Annotated in this window: 15 protein-coding genes; 14 read left to right on the top strand and 1 reads right to left on the bottom strand. The window is 36.0% G+C overall.

Annotated features, from left to right (window positions below; translation table 11 throughout):
- Positions 1 to 166: 166 nt before the first annotated feature.
- Positions 167 to 1,177: a DNA polymerase III subunit delta gene (gene holA / locus ACWV26_RS13335; RefSeq protein ID WP_455895221.1), complete on the top strand. Its 1,011-nt coding sequence runs from the start codon at positions 167 to 169 to the stop codon at positions 1,175 to 1,177.
- A 68-nt stretch (positions 1,178 to 1,245) separates the two neighbouring features.
- Here the strand turns inward: holA and rpsT are convergent, their stop codons facing one another.
- Complete coding sequence (gene rpsT / locus ACWV26_RS13330; RefSeq protein WP_455895220.1) at positions 1,246 to 1,494, bottom strand: 30S ribosomal protein S20; 249 nt, start codon at positions 1,492 to 1,494, stop codon at positions 1,246 to 1,248.
- Between the two features lie 162 nt (positions 1,495 to 1,656).
- On the opposite strand from rpsT, the gene gpr reads away from it, so the two are divergent.
- The 13 genes from gpr (at position 1,657) to ACWV26_RS13265 (ending at position 16,156) form a co-directional block, all read left to right on the top strand.
- The gene (gpr, locus tag ACWV26_RS13325; protein ID WP_455895219.1) at positions 1,657 to 2,664 is read left to right on the top strand and encodes a GPR endopeptidase; all 1,008 of its coding nucleotides are present in this window, start codon (positions 1,657 to 1,659) and stop codon (positions 2,662 to 2,664) included.
- Positions 2,665 to 2,715: 51 nt separating this feature from the next.
- Positions 2,716 to 3,549 (top strand): stage II sporulation protein P, encoded by an 834-nt coding sequence (gene spoIIP, locus ACWV26_RS13320; protein WP_455895218.1) that lies wholly within the window; start codon positions 2,716 to 2,718, stop codon positions 3,547 to 3,549.
- Between the two features lie 60 nt (positions 3,550 to 3,609).
- A complete protein-coding gene (gene lepA / locus ACWV26_RS13315; protein ID WP_455895217.1) occupies positions 3,610 to 5,445 on the top strand; it encodes a translation elongation factor 4 in 1,836 nt (611 codons plus the stop codon).
- 131 nt (positions 5,446 to 5,576) lie between these two features.
- Positions 5,577 to 5,852, top strand: a complete 276-nt coding sequence (locus ACWV26_RS13310; RefSeq protein ID WP_455895216.1) for a hypothetical protein — start codon at positions 5,577 to 5,579, stop codon at positions 5,850 to 5,852.
- A gap of 113 nt (positions 5,853 to 5,965) precedes the next feature.
- Positions 5,966 to 7,099, top strand: a complete 1,134-nt coding sequence (hemW, locus tag ACWV26_RS13305; RefSeq protein WP_455895215.1) for a radical SAM family heme chaperone HemW — start codon at positions 5,966 to 5,968, stop codon at positions 7,097 to 7,099.
- Between the two features lie 99 nt (positions 7,100 to 7,198).
- Entirely contained in the window at positions 7,199 to 8,224 is a 1,026-nt protein-coding gene (gene hrcA / locus ACWV26_RS13300; protein WP_455895214.1) for a heat-inducible transcriptional repressor HrcA, read from the top strand.
- Positions 8,225 to 8,247: 23 nt separating this feature from the next.
- Entirely contained in the window at positions 8,248 to 8,844 is a 597-nt protein-coding gene (grpE, locus tag ACWV26_RS13295; RefSeq protein ID WP_455895213.1) for a nucleotide exchange factor GrpE, read from the top strand.
- 43 nt (positions 8,845 to 8,887) lie between these two features.
- Positions 8,888 to 10,720: a molecular chaperone DnaK gene (gene dnaK / locus ACWV26_RS13290; RefSeq protein ID WP_455895212.1), complete on the top strand. Its 1,833-nt coding sequence runs from the start codon at positions 8,888 to 8,890 to the stop codon at positions 10,718 to 10,720.
- 289 nt (positions 10,721 to 11,009) lie between these two features.
- Positions 11,010 to 12,137, top strand: a complete 1,128-nt coding sequence (gene dnaJ, locus ACWV26_RS13285; protein WP_455895211.1) for a molecular chaperone DnaJ — start codon at positions 11,010 to 11,012, stop codon at positions 12,135 to 12,137.
- 18 nt (positions 12,138 to 12,155) lie between these two features.
- Positions 12,156 to 13,094 (top strand): 50S ribosomal protein L11 methyltransferase, encoded by a 939-nt coding sequence (prmA, locus tag ACWV26_RS13280; RefSeq protein WP_455895210.1) that lies wholly within the window; start codon positions 12,156 to 12,158, stop codon positions 13,092 to 13,094.
- 16 nt (positions 13,095 to 13,110) lie between these two features.
- A complete protein-coding gene (locus ACWV26_RS13275; RefSeq protein ID WP_455895209.1) occupies positions 13,111 to 13,848 on the top strand; it encodes a 16S rRNA (uracil(1498)-N(3))-methyltransferase in 738 nt (245 codons plus the stop codon).
- Between the two features lie 15 nt (positions 13,849 to 13,863).
- Positions 13,864 to 15,198, top strand: a complete 1,335-nt coding sequence (gene mtaB / locus ACWV26_RS13270; protein ID WP_455895208.1) for a tRNA (N(6)-L-threonylcarbamoyladenosine(37)-C(2))-methylthiotransferase MtaB — start codon at positions 13,864 to 13,866, stop codon at positions 15,196 to 15,198.
- An 85-nt stretch (positions 15,199 to 15,283) separates the two neighbouring features.
- Entirely contained in the window at positions 15,284 to 16,156 is an 873-nt protein-coding gene (locus tag ACWV26_RS13265; protein WP_455895207.1) for an N-acetylmuramoyl-L-alanine amidase family protein, read from the top strand.
- Positions 16,157 to 16,289 lie beyond the last annotated feature (133 nt).

Raw genomic sequence — 16,289 nt, 5'->3', positions numbered from 1 at the left:
ATATCCCTCCTAATTCGTCTTAATTATACGGTAATGCTTACAAAAAATCTATATTGAATGCGTAAATAGGGTGATTCAACTATTGTTAACAGAATCTATCTAGACTATGCAGAGACTAAAAATTGAATGTATACTAGAAGAAGTGTTGTGTTATTAGGAGGATATTATGTTTACAAAATTATGGAATGAGATTCAAAAAGGAAAAATAGCACCAGTTTATTTGCTAGCTGGACTTGAATCCTATTTTATAGATGAAACTATTCGACGTATAAAGTTGAAAATTGAGGAAGAGGGAGAAATTGAAACGATCACGATAGATCTGGATGAAAAACCGGTAGATTATGTGATTGACGAATCTGACACAATCCCTTTCTTTTCTAGTAAAAAGCTTATAATTGCTAAAAATGCAAACTTTTTAAAAGCAACAGATAAATCAAAAGAGAAAGTTAATCATGATTTAACAAGATTAGCTAATTGGCTTGAATTTCCATCAGATACATCCATTACGATATTCATTGCTCCTTATGAAAAGCTTGACGAACGTAAAAAAGTGACTAAGCAAATGAAACAACATGCTGTTTATCTGCTTGCGGAAACTCCTAAAGAGCACGATTTGGCTGTTTGGGTACAAAACGAAGTATCGTCTAGAGGAAAAACGATTGACGAAGAGGCAATTTCAAAACTAATTGAAATGGTTGGGATGGATATGATTCATTTACAATCAGAAATAGAGAAAATTAGTTTATACCTAGGTGATGAAAAGAATATTAGCATATCTCTGGTTGATGAATTAGTAGCCAAAACATTAGAACAAGATGCTTTTAAAATGTTAAATGCCTATTTGCGACATGATATCTCTCAATGTTTGTCAATATATCATGACTTAATACGACAAAAGCAAGAGCCTATTATGCTCGTTGCACTATTGGCTTCCCAAATACGATTAATGTCTAATGTCTATTATTTATTGAAAAAAGGATATCATCCTGGTCAAATTGCTAAACAGTTAAAAGTGAATCCTTATCGCGTCAAAAGAATCGTAGAAGATCACCGTAATGTTTCAGATGAATCATTGTTAAAAGCGTTGTATGGACTTTCTGAGGTTGATTTACAATTAAAATCTATGGGTGGGAAAAGGGAAAGATTCTTGGAATTATTCCTGATGAAGCCTTTATAAGAAGAAAGTAAAGAGGGTGTCCAAAAGAATTTCTTTGGACACCCTCTTTTTTTGAATCCTAAATAGGATTAAGCTTTTTTCATTAAACGAGCTTTTTGACGAGAAGCTGCGTTTTTGTGGATTAAGCCTTTAGAAGCTGCTTTATCTAAAGATTTAACAGCAACATTTAAAAGTTCTTTTGCGTTTTCTTCTTTTGCTTCAAGTGCAGCGTTAGCTTTTTTCACAGCAGTACGCATAGCAGATTTTGCTTGTGCGTTTTGAGTGTTAGCAGTTTCAGCAGTTTTTACGCGTTTGATTGCAGATTTAATGTTTGGCATTAACGTTCACCTCCTAAAATGGATCGAGATGAGTAAATTCTCAACTTTCATGTGTCTAATACAACAAGCATCATTATAGCAAAATCCTAATAGAAAAATCAAGAGAGAATTGCAAAGAATATTTACTTGACACAATGTACACACTAAAAATGAGGTGAGATTATGGAAAACTTCCAATGGTCTACAACAGACCTAGTAGATGAAACAGAAGCATATATTAATCATAAGACAGAGGAAGAACGCTCGAAACTAAGGAATTCTAACGGTATTGATATTCAAGAGAATTGGGAAGAAATCGTGAAAATCACACAAGTAACGGTTTCTAAAAAAGGAGAGGAACATATAGGGAAAAAAGAAGGGATTTATGTAACATTATCAGTTCCAACATTAGAAGCATATGATCCAGAAGGTCTTGAAATATTTGAAGAAAATATTATAAAGGTACTTCAAAAAATACATTCTAAGGAGCAGTTAAAAAAAGTACTTATTATTGGACTGGGCAATCGTACGATTACTCCAGATGCGATCGGACCATTAACAATTGAGCATTTGCATAATCAAGAAATTATGATTCAAGATAATTGCATCATTTATGCACCTGGTGTTACAGCTCAGACTGGTTATGAGACGAGTGAATTTGTCAAAGCACTTGCTGAAAATATCAAGCCCACATTAATCGTTATCATCGATGCACTAGCAACAAACTCTAGTGATCGACTGTGTAAAACCGTACAAATTACAAATACAGGGATTCAACCTGGTGCGGGGGTTGGTAATGCTAGAAAAGAAATATCGAAGGAATCAATGGGGTGTCCGGTAACAGCTATCGGATTACCAACAGTTGTCGATGGACCTGTACTTATTTCAGATGCTGTCGAAACATTGTTTAGATATATTTCCGCAAAAATAGCAGAAGGAAAAAGACCATCGTCTGCTTTATCCGTTTCATCGTACCAGGTAGATGAAAATACACCTATTTTGCCAGAAGCATTATTGCCGATTTTTGGAGAATGGGTGAACTGGGATAAGAACGAAAGACTGCAACTTTTCCAAGAAGTTTTAACGGGTCAACAACGCCTGTTTGTAACACCAAAAAATATTGATGATTGGGTATCAGCCTATGTATCCATGCTTGCAAGCGTATGTACAAGATGGTTGAGTCCTGCATAAGGTTCTAAATAACATCCCTTCTCCATAAAGTAACAGGAGGAGGGATATAGGATGCAAAGACGCCAACGACGATGGAAATTTAGTGTATTATTCTTAGCAATCTTTTTTTCACTACCTATTATTGCAGCGAAAATCCCAATTTGGCAAAATCAGCAAAATATTATTGATGAACCGAAGCAAGAAACCCAAATCGCATTCGCTGCTAACAAAACACTCGCCACAAAAGTCTCGGAAAAGAACAAAACCTATAATTTTAAAACATTGATTTATTTTACCCACTCACAAGAAGCTTATTATCCCATGCTAAAACAACGGAAACAAATCATTTCAGTCTACTCTGAAATGGCGAATGTAAGAACATTAGGTGATTTATTCGTAAACCACTTTAAACAAAACAATATTGATACAGATGTTCTAAAATTGGATACTATGAAGCTGATGAAACAACAACATATGGCATTTTATCAGGCTTATGATGCAGTCCGTCCCTATGTAAAAAAACAGATTGATCAACATGATTATGACTTAATCATGGATATTCATAGAGATTCTGCCGGAAAAGCCGTTACGACTGCCACTTATAATGGTAGTTCATACGCTAAAATGGCATTAATTATTGGTGGGGAAAACAGTCAATATCAAGCAAACGAGGCATATGCTGAACGGTTGTCTAAAAAGCTAAATAGTTTAGTGCCAGGTATTTCAAGAGGTGTGATGAAAAAATCTGGAGAAGGTGTCAATGGAATTTATAATCAAGATCTGTCTAAGAAAATAATCTTGATAGAACTTGGTGGGGTGTCAAATAGTGAAGAAGAGTTAAATCGTTCGATTGCGATTTTAGCAAGAGCAATCGAAGAAGCGTTTGTCGAACCAGCATCATCCTAACATTGCAATATCAGGCGAATCACTGCTATAATTCTAGTAGTTTAAATAGGAGTGGAACGCATGAACCGAGAAGAACTGATCAACCGTCAAGAACATATACGCAATTTCTCTATTATCGCTCATATTGACCACGGAAAATCAACATTAGCAGACCGTATTTTAGAGAAAACACAGGCACTAACTGCACGTGAAATGAAAGAACAACTTCTAGATTCCATGGATTTAGAAAGAGAACGTGGAATTACGATAAAATTAAACGCTGTTCAGCTACACTACACAGCGAAAAATGGTGAAACTTATATTTTACATCTAATTGATACACCAGGACATGTCGATTTCACATATGAAGTATCAAGAAGTTTAGCTGCATGTGAAGGTGCAATTTTAGTAGTTGATGCTGCACAAGGAATTGAGGCTCAGACTTTAGCGAACGTTTACTTAGCGCTAGACAATGACCTTGAAATTTTACCGGTCATCAACAAAATTGACCTTCCTTCAGCTGATCCAGAGCGTGTTCGTGCTGAAATAGAAGATGTTATTGGTTTAGATGCAACAGACGCAGTATTAGCATCTGCAAAAGCTGGTATAGGAATTGAAGATATTTTAGAACAAGTTGTAGAAAAAGTTCCAGCACCAGTTGGAGACCCAGAAGCACCACTACAAGCACTTATTTTTGACTCTGTTTATGATGCATATCGTGGTGTCATTACTTCTATTCGAATTGTAGAAGGTACTGTTAAGCCAGGTGATAAGATTCGTATGATGGCAACAGGTGCTGAATTCGAAGTCATCGAAGTCGGTGTACATACTCCAAAAATTACACCTACTAAATTTTTAACAGTTGGGGATGTTGGATATTTAACTGCTTCTATCAAAAATGTCGGTGATACTCGTGTAGGGGATACAATTACATTTGCAAATAATCCAGCATCTGAGGCATTACCTGGTTATCGTAGATTAAATCCAATGGTATACTGCGGTTTATATCCAATCGATACAGCACGTTATAATGATTTACGTGAAGCATTGGAAAAACTAGAGTTGAACGACTCTGCACTACAATATGAGCCAGAAACATCACAAGCTCTAGGATTTGGATTCCGATGCGGATTCTTAGGTTTGCTTCATATGGAAATTATCCAAGAACGAATCGAACGAGAGTTTAATATCGATTTAATCACTACTGCGCCAAGTGTTATTTATCATGTACACATGACAGATGGTGAAGAAGTAAAAGTGGACAACCCATCAATGATGCCGGAACCACAAAAAATCGACCGAATTGAAGAGCCTTATGTAAAAGCAAATATCATGGTGCCAAATGATTATGTTGGAGCAGTAATGGAAATTTGCCAACGAAAACGTGGTAGTTTCTTAACAATGGATTATATTGATACAACACGTGTGAATATTTTCTATGAAATTCCACTTTCAGAAATCGTCTATGATTTCTTTGACCAACTTAAATCTAGCACAAAAGGATATGCATCATTTGACTATGAGTTAATTGGGTATAAACCATCTAGTTTAGTGAAGATGGATATTTTACTAAATGCAGAACATGTCGATGCATTAAGCTTTATCGTTCACAAAGACTTTGCATATGCACGTGGTAAAATAATTGTAGAGAAATTAAAAGAGCTCATCCCACGTCAACAATTTGAAGTACCAGTACAAGCAGCAATTGGTCAAAAAATTGTCGCACGCTCAACCATCAAAGCAATGCGTAAAAATGTATTGGCAAAATGTTACGGCGGGGATATCTCACGTAAACGTAAACTTCTTGAAAAACAAAAAGAAGGTAAAAAACGTATGAAACAAGTAGGTTCTGTTGAAGTTCCTCAAGAAGCCTTTATGGCGGTATTGAAAATGGATGACGATCAACCTAAAAAATAAGCTATTCCATATTGATTAGCCATTATAAAAAAGTAAGTGCTATCGCAAAGTGATTAACTTCCTATGCGGTAGCACTTTTTTTGTTTTACTGAAAATCCTGGACTCGAAATGAAATTGCAGGTACAATAGTAATGGATAAACAGAAAAATAGTTCGAATGTAGTGAAAATTAGTTTGGTAGTGCCTGAATTTATACATACTAAAATTAAATTCAATATGAAAAGGAGTGATCATATGGTGTTTAAAGAGGATATCGAATGTCTTGAACGTTTAATGACAGCGATTGAATATAAACTAAGCACTTTTGAAAGCCGCATCACTCACATGCATAGTAAATTAGAAGAACTCAAAAGACAGGAACGAATCTGCCAAGGTCAAAAACTTCAATTAAATAGATTTTTTAAGTGATGACAAAGAAGCGTTTAAAGCAAACGTTTCTTTTTTATTTTGATAAAATCAAGAAATACATTAAACTATATCTAATGAAATTTATGTGAATATACTTGAAAGAAGGTTTTGGATTGGCTAGAGGTATTTATATCCATATTCCGTTTTGCCATCAGATTTGTAACTATTGTGATTTCAACAAAGTGTTTTTTAAAAACCAGCCAGTCGATGAATATATTGAATCATTAGGTGAAGAAATGCGCTTATGGAGCGAAGAACAGGATTTTTCTAACATTGAAACAATTTTCTTGGGTGGAGGAACACCCACATCCTTATCAGAGGAACAATTGAATAGGCTACTAGAGTTAATTCGAAAGTATATACCAATGGATCATGTTACAGAATTTACTTCAGAAGCAAATCCTGATGAATTGACGAAGGACAAGTTACAGGTACTTTATAACGGTGGCGTCAATAGGCTTAGTTTAGGTGTTCAAGCGTTTCAACAAGAATTATTGACGAATTTAGGTAGGACCCATTCAAACACCCAAGTTTTTGGTGCTATTGAAGAAGCAAAGAAGATTGGATTTGAAAATATCAGTATTGACTTAATGTACGGATTACCTGGGCAAACGATGCAGCAATGGCAAGAAACGCTAGAAATAGCTTTTTCACTTCAACTTCCGCATTATTCTGCTTATTCACTGATTGTTGAGCCAAAGACTATTTTCTATAATCTTATGGCAAAAAGAAAATTACGACTACCGGGCGAAGATACTGAAGCAGAAATGTATGATGTGTTGATGAGTGAAATGGAAAAGCATGGATTACATCAATATGAAATAAGCAATTTTAGTAAAGATGGGTACTCATCGATTCATAATCGAATCTACTGGGATAACGACGAATATGCAGGGTTTGGTGCGGGAGCACATGGGTATATTAATGGTATACGCTACTCAAATCATGGTCCACTAAAAAAATATATGGGATCAATTGCTAACGGCAATAAGCCAATTCATGAAACACATGTAGAAACAAAAAAAGAAAAGATTGAGGAAGAACTCTTTTTAGGACTGCGCAAAACAGCAGGAGTTAGTAAAAAGCACTTTTATAAAAAGTTTAATTGTACAATCGAAAGTATTTATGAAAAACAATTAGATGAGCTAAAGAATAAAGGCCTTTTGTGGATAGATGAGGATGTTATTCAACTAACTCGAAAAGGGCGTTTTGTAGGTAATGAAGTATTTGAAGAATTTTTATTGTAATCCTATGCATTTTCATTGACATGATTTTGAAGAGGTGATAAATTAATTATTGTATTAGCACTCCCTTATGTTGAGTGCTAACAACGAGAGGTGATGATCATGCTTACAAATCGACAATTGCAAATACTGCAAGTAATTATAGATGACTTCATTGGAACTGCACAACCAGTTGGATCTCGCCAAATTGCGAAGAAGGAAGGCATGACCTTTAGTGCCGCAACTATCCGAAACGAAATGGCAGATTTAGAGGAACTAGGTTACTTAGAAAAAACGCATACTTCTTCAGGACGTATACCATCTGAAAAAGGATATAGATTTTATGTGGATCATTTGTTAAGGCCTCAAGTTATTAATACTCAAGATATCAAAACCATCCAATCCGTATTCCAAGATCGGATGATGGAAACGGAACAAGTTATTCGTAAATCAGCTGATATTTTATCTGACTTGACGACTTATACTTCCATTATTTTAGGACCAGATGTTCAGCTTCATACAGTAAAACATTTTTCAATTGTGCCATTAACTGATGATTCTGCAGTAGCAATTATCGTAACGAATAATGGACATGTTGAAAACCGTTTAATCTCTGTTCCCCAAGATTATTCACCATCGGATATTGAGAAAGTCGTTAACATATTAAATGAGCGACTTGTTGGTGTTCCGCTTGAGCATCTACATCATAAGCTTGAGCTAGAGGCAGCTGCAATGATTAAACAACATCTAGGTACCTATAGTGACTTACTTTCGTCAATCTTTAATGTGAACAATTATCAAAACGAAGGTAAAATATATTATGGTGGAAAAACGAATATGCTTAACCAACCAGAATTCCATGACTTAAACAAAGTCCGAATGCTAATGGAACTAATGGAGAAAACGAGCCAGATTCAATCGATTTTCCCATTACATGAAACGGGAATTCATATCCGTATAGGCTCTGAAAATCAGCATTTAGCGATGGAAGATTGTAGTGTTATTACTGCATCATATTCAGTTGGTGAAGAGCTAACAGGATCTATTGCTATCATCGGTCCAACACGAATGGATTACAAACGTGTAGTTTCAATACTTGACTTCATGAGTAATGGCTTATCTAGCCAATTTTCAAAAAGAAGCAAGTGACCGACATTAGAGGAGGATGACAATTGTCTAAAGCAAATGAAGAAAAAGATCAGCTAGTTGAAAACGAAGAAACTACTGAAGAAACAGTAGTAGAGGAAAAGACAGCTGAAAATGAAGAACAACAAGCAACTGTAGAAGAAACAGTTGAAAACAATGGAAAAGTTGATGAACCAGACGAGCTAGCGCTGTTAAATGAAAAGCTAGCGGAGCAAGAAGAGCGTTATGTACGCTTACGAGCTGATTTCGACAACTTAAAGCGTCGCAATCAAATTGATCGTGTAGCACAAGAAAAATATCGTGCACAAAGTTTACTTACAGATTTACTTCCAGTGCTAGATAATTTTGAACGTGCTTTACAAGTTGAGGCAACAACGGAAGATGCCAAGTCAATGAAACAAGGAATTGACATGGTGTACCGTTTATTGATAGAAGCAACAAAAAAAGAAGGCTTAGAACCAATTGCAACTGAAGACACAGCGTTTGATCCAAACATTCATCATGCAGTTATGCAAGAAAATGATGAAACAAAAGAATCAGGAGTCATTTTACAAGAGTTGCAAAAGGGGTATATCCTAAAAGATCGTGTACTACGACCAGCAATGGTTAAAGTTAATGAATAAATCACATAATTAAAAGATGAGTAAAATCTAGGAGGAAATTTAAATGAGTAAAATTATAGGTATTGACTTAGGTACAACTAACTCATGCGTATCAGTACTAGAAGGCGGCGAACCTGTTGTTATCGCAAACAAAGAAGGCGCTCGTACAACTCCATCAGTTGTAGCATTTAAAAATGGTGAACGCCAAGTAGGTGAAGTAGCTAAACGTCAATCAATTACAAACCCAAATACAATTATTTCTATTAAACGTCATATGGGTACAGACTACAAAGTAAAAGTTGAAGATAAAGAATACACTCCACAAGAAGTTTCAGCAATGATCCTTACTCACTTAAAAGAATATGCTGAAGATTACCTTGGTGAAAAAGTAACAAAAGCAGTAATCACTGTTCCTGCTTACTTTAATGATGCACAACGTCAAGCAACTAAAGACGCTGGTAAAATTGCAGGCCTTGAAGTTGAACGTATTATCAACGAACCAACAGCTGCAGCACTTGCATACGGCTTAGAAAAAATGGATCAAGATCAAAAAGTATTAGTATTTGACCTTGGTGGTGGTACATTTGACGTATCTATCCTAGAACTTGGCGATGGTGTCTTTGAAGTTCTAGCAACTGCTGGGGATAACCGTCTTGGTGGCGATGACTTCGACCAAAAAATCATCGACTACTTAGTAGCAGAATTCAAAAAAGAAAATGGTATTGATTTATCACAAGATAAAATGGCATTACAACGTTTAAAAGACGCTGCTGAAAAAGCGAAAAAAGAATTATCTGGTGTTACAACAACTCAAATCTCATTACCATTCATCACTGCTGGAGAAGCTGGTCCTCTACACTTAGAAGTATCACTAACTCGAGCAAAATTCAATGAAATTACTTCTGATTTAGTAGAACGTACAATGGTTCCAACTCGTCAAGCATTAAGTGATGCTGGCCTTTCTGCTTCTGAAATTGACCAAGTCATCCTTGTGGGTGGTTCTACTCGTATCCCAGCTGTTCAAGAAGCAGTTAAAAAAGCAACTGGTAAAGAACCTCATAAAGGTGTAAACCCAGATGAAGTAGTTGCAATGGGTGCAGCAGTACAAGGTGGCGTATTGACTGGTGATGTGAAAGACGTTGTACTTCTTGACGTAACTCCATTATCACTTGGTATTGAAACAATGGGTGGTGTGTTCACAAAATTAATCGATCGCAACACAACAATCCCAACTTCAAAATCACAAGTGTTCTCAACAGCTGCAGATAACCAACCTGCTGTAGATATTCACGTATTACAAGGTGAACGTTCAATGGCTGCAGATAACAAAACATTAGGTCGCTTCCAACTAACAGATATTCCACCAGCTCCACGTGGTGTACCTCAAATCGAAGTAACTTTCGATATTGACAAAAACGGTATTGTTAACGTAAAAGCAAAAGACCTAGGAACTCAAAAAGAACAAAATATTACAATCCAATCTGACTCAGGCTTATCTGAAGAAGATATCGATCGTATGGTAAAAGAAGCAGAAGCAAATGCAGAAGCTGATAAAAAACGTAAAGAAGAAGTTGATCTAAGAAACGAAGCAGATCAATTAGTATTCCAAGTGGATAAAACAATCACTGACCTTGGTGAACAAATTACTGAAGACGAAAAGAAATCAGTAACTGATGCAAAAGAAGAATTACAAAAAGCTCTTGAAGCAGGCGAAATCGAAGGAATTAAAACTGCTAAAGAAAAACTTGAAGGTGTTCTTCAACCATTAGTTATGAAAGTATATCAAAAAGCTACTGAAGCACAACAAGCTCAAGCTGGTGCACAAGGCGAAGCAACAGATAAAAAAGACGACGGTGTAGTTGACGCAGACTTCACTGAAGTTGACGACAAAAAATAATGTAGGATTTTGAAAAAAGCAAAGCACCTATAAAGGCCAAATATCTTGCATTTTAAAAAAGCCAAAGACCATTTCGGACATTGCCTGAAAGGTGATCAACTTATTTCTAGTATGGTAGCCAAAGACCGTCCTCGGGCTTTGGCTTTTTTTAATTAAAAGCGTAGGAAGCTACATCTGTTATTGACGGCTAACAACCTCTTCCGGTGGTTTGTGCTTCTAAATAATACTTTTGCCATTTGAAAGATACATGGTACAATAATAATTATGTGAAAAGAGCGGAGTGTGAAAGATGGATAAACGCGATTACTACGAAGTATTGGGCGTTGAAAAAACAGCGTCTCAAGACGAAATTAAAAAAGCATATCGTAAATTATCAAAAAAATACCATCCTGATTTAAATAAAGAACCAGGAGCAGAAGAAAAGTTTAAGGAAATTGCCGAAGCTTACGAAGTATTAAGCGACCAACAAAAACGTGCACGCTATGACCAATTCGGACATCAAGATCCTAACCAAGGATTTGGAGGGTTTGGAGGATTCGGTGGAGCTGAAGGATTTGGAGGATTTGAAGACATTTTCAGCTCATTCTTTGGAGGTGGAAGAACTCGACGTGATCCGAATGCTCCTCGTAAAGGTGACGACCTTCAATATCGAATGACTATCAGCTTTGAGGAAGCTGTTTTTGGTAAAGAAAAAGAAATCGAAATTCCACGGGAAGAAACATGTGAAACTTGTCATGGCTCTGGTGCAAAACCAGGTACATCAAAAGAAACATGTTCTCACTGTAATGGTTCAGGTCAAATTTCTGAAACTGTCAACACTCCATTTGGTCAAATGGTTAACCGTCGTACATGTAATTACTGTCAAGGTACAGGACAAATTATTAAAGAAAAATGTACGACATGTCATGGTGCAGGTACAGTGAAAAAACGCAAAAAAATTAAAGTTAATATTCCAGCAGGTGTGGATGATGGTCAACAATTGCGCTTAAGCGGACAAGGTGAAGCTGGCATCAATGGTGGTCCATCAGGCGACTTATATATCGTATTTAAAGTTCGTGCACATGAAAAATTTGAACGTGATGGCGATGATATCTATTTAGAGTTACCAATTACATTCCCACAAGCTGCTTTAGGTGATGAAATTGAAGTTCCAACAATTCATGGTAACGTTAAAATGAAAATCCCAGCAGGTACTCAATCAGGCGATCGTTTCCGCTTGAAAGGTAAAGGGGTTAAAAATGTTCATGGTTATGGAAATGGTGATCAACATGTTATTGTCCAAATCAAAACACCTAAAAAGTTAACTGAGAAACAAAAAGAATTATTACGTGAATTTGCGAATGTCTCAGGTGATATCCCAGAGGAGCAAAGTAGTTCATTAATAGATAAATTGAAGAAAAAATTTAAAGGTGAATAATTAGAGGAGTGATTGCAAGTGAAATGGTCGGAGTTATCCATCCATACAACAAACGAAGCCGTAGAACCTATCTCAAATATTTTGCATGAGGCAGGGGCAAGTGGTGTCGTTATTGAAGATTCAGAAGATCTAAGTAAAATCCGTACAAATGAATACGGTGAAATTTATGAATTGGATCCCAATGATTTCCCAGTAGATGGAGTTATCATAAAAGCATATCTACCTGTCACAAGCTTTTTAGCAGAAACAGTAGAAGAAATAAAACTTGCAATCACTAATCTCATAAATTTTGATATTAATATTGGTGCAAACGAGGTAACCATTAGTGAAGTTAACGAAGAGGAATGGTCAACTGCGTGGAAAAAATATTATCACCCAGTGAAAATTTCTAACCGCTTTACAATCGTTCCAACTTGGGAAATCTATGAACCAGTTGAAAGTGATGAATTAATTATCGAATTAGATCCGGGTATGGCCTTTGGTACGGGAACACATCCAACAACTGTTATGAGCCTACAAGCATTAGAAAAGTGTATTACAAAAGACTCGAATGTAATTGACGTTGGTACTGGTTCAGGAGTACTAGCAATAGGGTCTGCAATGCTAGGGGCCAAACATATACATGCACTTGATTTGGATGAAGTCGCAGTCGAATCAGCAAAAATCAATGTGAAACTTAACAAAGTCCAAGATCAAATTGATGTCGTTAAAGGTAACCTTCTAGACACAGTGAAAGAACCAGCAGATATTGTCGTAGCAAATATTTTAGCTGAAATTATTATGACTTTTACAATGGATGCCTATACTATTGTAAAACCGGGTGGATACTTTATTACTTCAGGAATAATTGAAACAAAAAAAGACGATGTCAAGAATTCACTTGAAAACGCAGGGTTCCAAATTGAAGAAGTCATGATGATGGAAGACTGGGTAACCATTATTTCACGAAAAGCCTAAACTTTGGAGTGTAATTATGCAACGATATTTTATCAATGAATCTTTTGACAACGATTTAGCCATCATCGGCGGTGATGATGCACACCATATTTTAAAAGTGATGCGTATGCGTGCCGGCGATGAAATAATTGTTGTCCAAAATGGAGAAGCATCCATATGTGAAATCATACAGCTGACAGATGAAGGTGTACAAGTGCATAAAACACCCCGCACAATTCAATCTACAGAGCTTCCAATCAATGTAACGATTGCATGTGGATTACCTAAAGGTGATAAATTGGATTTAATCGTCCAAAAATCAACTGAATTGGGAATGTATCAACTTATTCCTTTTGAAGCTGAACGCTCAATCGTTAAATGGGATCAAAAAAAAGGGAAAAAGAAACAAGAGAGATTGCAAAAAATAGCAAAAGAGGCAGCAGAACAATCACATCGCACGCATATACCGACGATTGAAGAACCAATTAGTTTTAAAAAGCTTTTGCAACAAGTGGAAAATTATGATGTTGTCTTCCTAGCAGATGAAGAGGATGCCAAGCAAGAGGTACGAACAAGATTTGCCGAACAGCTAAAAAAGGTGTATGATTATAAATCAATGCTTGTCATCTTCGGACCAGAAGGTGGGATAGACCGCCACGAAGCACAAGCTTTAAAACAATTAGGATGTCAATGTATCTCACTTGGACCTAGAATATTACGAGCGGAAACCGCACCTTTATATGTGCTTTCTGCTATTTCTTATGAATTTGAATGAAAGAGGTGAGCAGCCTTGTCTTCAGTGGCTTTTCACACACTTGGATGTAAAGTGAATCACTATGAAACAGAAGCTATTTGGCAACTGTTTAAAGATGAAGGTTATGAACGTAAAGAATTTGATCATCAAGCGGATGTATATGTCATTAATACATGTACTGTTACGAATACAGGTGATAAAAAAAGTCGCCAAGTTATTCGCCGTGCTATAAGAAAAAATCCTGATGCAGTTATTTGTGTTACTGGTTGCTATGCACAAACGTCACCAGCAGAAATTATGGCTATTCCTGGTGTTGATATTGTCGTAGGTACTCAAGATCGTACTAAAATGCTCGGATACATCGAACAATATAAACAAGAACGCCAACCTATTAATGCAGTAAAAAATATTATGAAAAACAGAGTGTATGAAGAACTAGATGTTCCATACTTCACAGACCGCACACGTGCTTCTTTGAAAATTCAAGAAGGATGTAATAACTTCTGTACTTTCTGTATTATTCCTTGGGCTCGTGGCCTAATGCGTTCACGTGATCCAAAAGAAGTTGTTCACCAAGCACAACAGCTGGTGGATGCAGGTTATTTAGAAATTGTTTTAACTGGTATTCATACAGGTGGTTATGGACAAGATCTAAAAGATTATAATCTAGCACAACTTTTACGTGACATTGAATCAAATGTTAAAGGATTAAAACGATTACGCATTAGCTCAATCGAAGCAAGTCAGCTAACAGATGAGGTAATTGAAGTGTTACGTGATTCTAAAATTGTTGTAAATCATTTACACATTCCAATTCAATCTGGTTCTGATACCGTATTAAAACGTATGCGCAGAAAGTATACAATGGAATTTTTCGGTGAACGATTAGATCGTCTACGTGAAGTTTTGCCTGATTTAGCTGTAACATCTGATGTAATCGTAGGTTTCCCAGGTGAAACAGAAGAGGAATTTATGGAGACCTACAATTTCATTGCAAAACACAAATTTGCTGAACTACATGTATTTCCATATTCTAAACGTACAGGTACTCCTGCAGCTCGCATGGAAGACCAAATTGATGAAGAAGTAAAAAATGAACGCGTACATCGTCTTCTAACTTTAAATGATCAACTTGCAAAAGAATATGCTTCAAAATTTGAAAATCAAGTTCTAGAAGTTATTCCTGAAGAAGTGATAAAAGAAGGCGAAGAGGCTGGATTACTTACAGGCTATACAACAAACTATATGAAAATCGTCTTCGAAGGTACGGAAGATATGATTGGTAAATTAGTAAAAGTGAAAATTGACAAAGCTGGATATCCACATTCTCACGCACAATTTGTTCGAGTGTTGGACACAGTTGAAGCGTAATTTTTAGAATATGTCAAAAAGCCTAGCGACCAATGCTAGGCTTTTTTGTTATAGTTATAGGTAACAATGAATTGAGGCGATAAAGATGAAAAAACTAACACTATCTTTAATCATTATGACGCTCGTTGTCTCAGGCGTGATATTGATAGTCAATCATCAAACGAACCAAGGATTATTGAATGCAAGTGAGTCGAATCATTTAAACTCGAATAATGCAGATAAAATTACTAAAAAGCCAAGTAATGAAGAAACAAAGAAACAAGATCAGAGCACAACAAAGAAAGAAATCGAGAATACTTTAGAAAAACAAAAGAACAAGAAAAAAATAGTGATTACTATTGACCCAGGCCATCAGATGAAGGCAAATATAGGCCAAGAGCCAGTTGCTCCAAAAGCGACGGAAACAAAATATAAAGCGACTGTCGGTTCAATGGGAATCGTTACAAGAAAACCTGAATATGCCATCACACTAGAAGCTTCCAAAATGCTTGAAAAAACCTTAGAAAAAAAGGGGTACCAAGTTGTATTAACTAGGAATACAAATAATGTAGACTTATCAAATCTTGAACGTGCGAAAATAGCAAATAAAAACAAGTCTGCTTTATTTATTCGAGTACATGCAGATGGAGCGGAAAATATAAATGCAAAAGGTTTTTCCATCATTGCACCATCAAAAAACAATCCATACACAAGTGATGTATTTAAAGAAAGTCAAAAAGCATCCAAAACAATCGTGCAGAATGTTGGAAAAGAATTTTTACTCTATCAAAATGGGATAAGTTATCGAAGTGATCTCTCCGGTTTTAACTGGTCAAAGGTACCAGTAATATTAGTGGAATTAGGATATGTCACAAATCCAGTGGATGATCAAAATCTATCAAATAAAAAATATCTTGGTAAACTCACTTCTACAATTGCAAAAGGTGTCGACAAATACTTAAAAGAAAGTGTGAAGTGAAAAATATTTGTTAATAGATATCGTAATTCAAAGCTTATTATTTAAATTTTGAATAACAACAGTTCCAGTTGAATTGTTTAACGTTTTTGTGGAAAAGATATACTAAAGCATGATAGACTTAAGAGGTACGTAC

The sequence above is a fragment of the Rummeliibacillus sp. JY-2-4R genome, from assembly GCF_053847205.1.
Note: the sequence above shows the minus strand (reverse complement) of the source record. Positions and strands in the feature narration are given on the sequence as shown.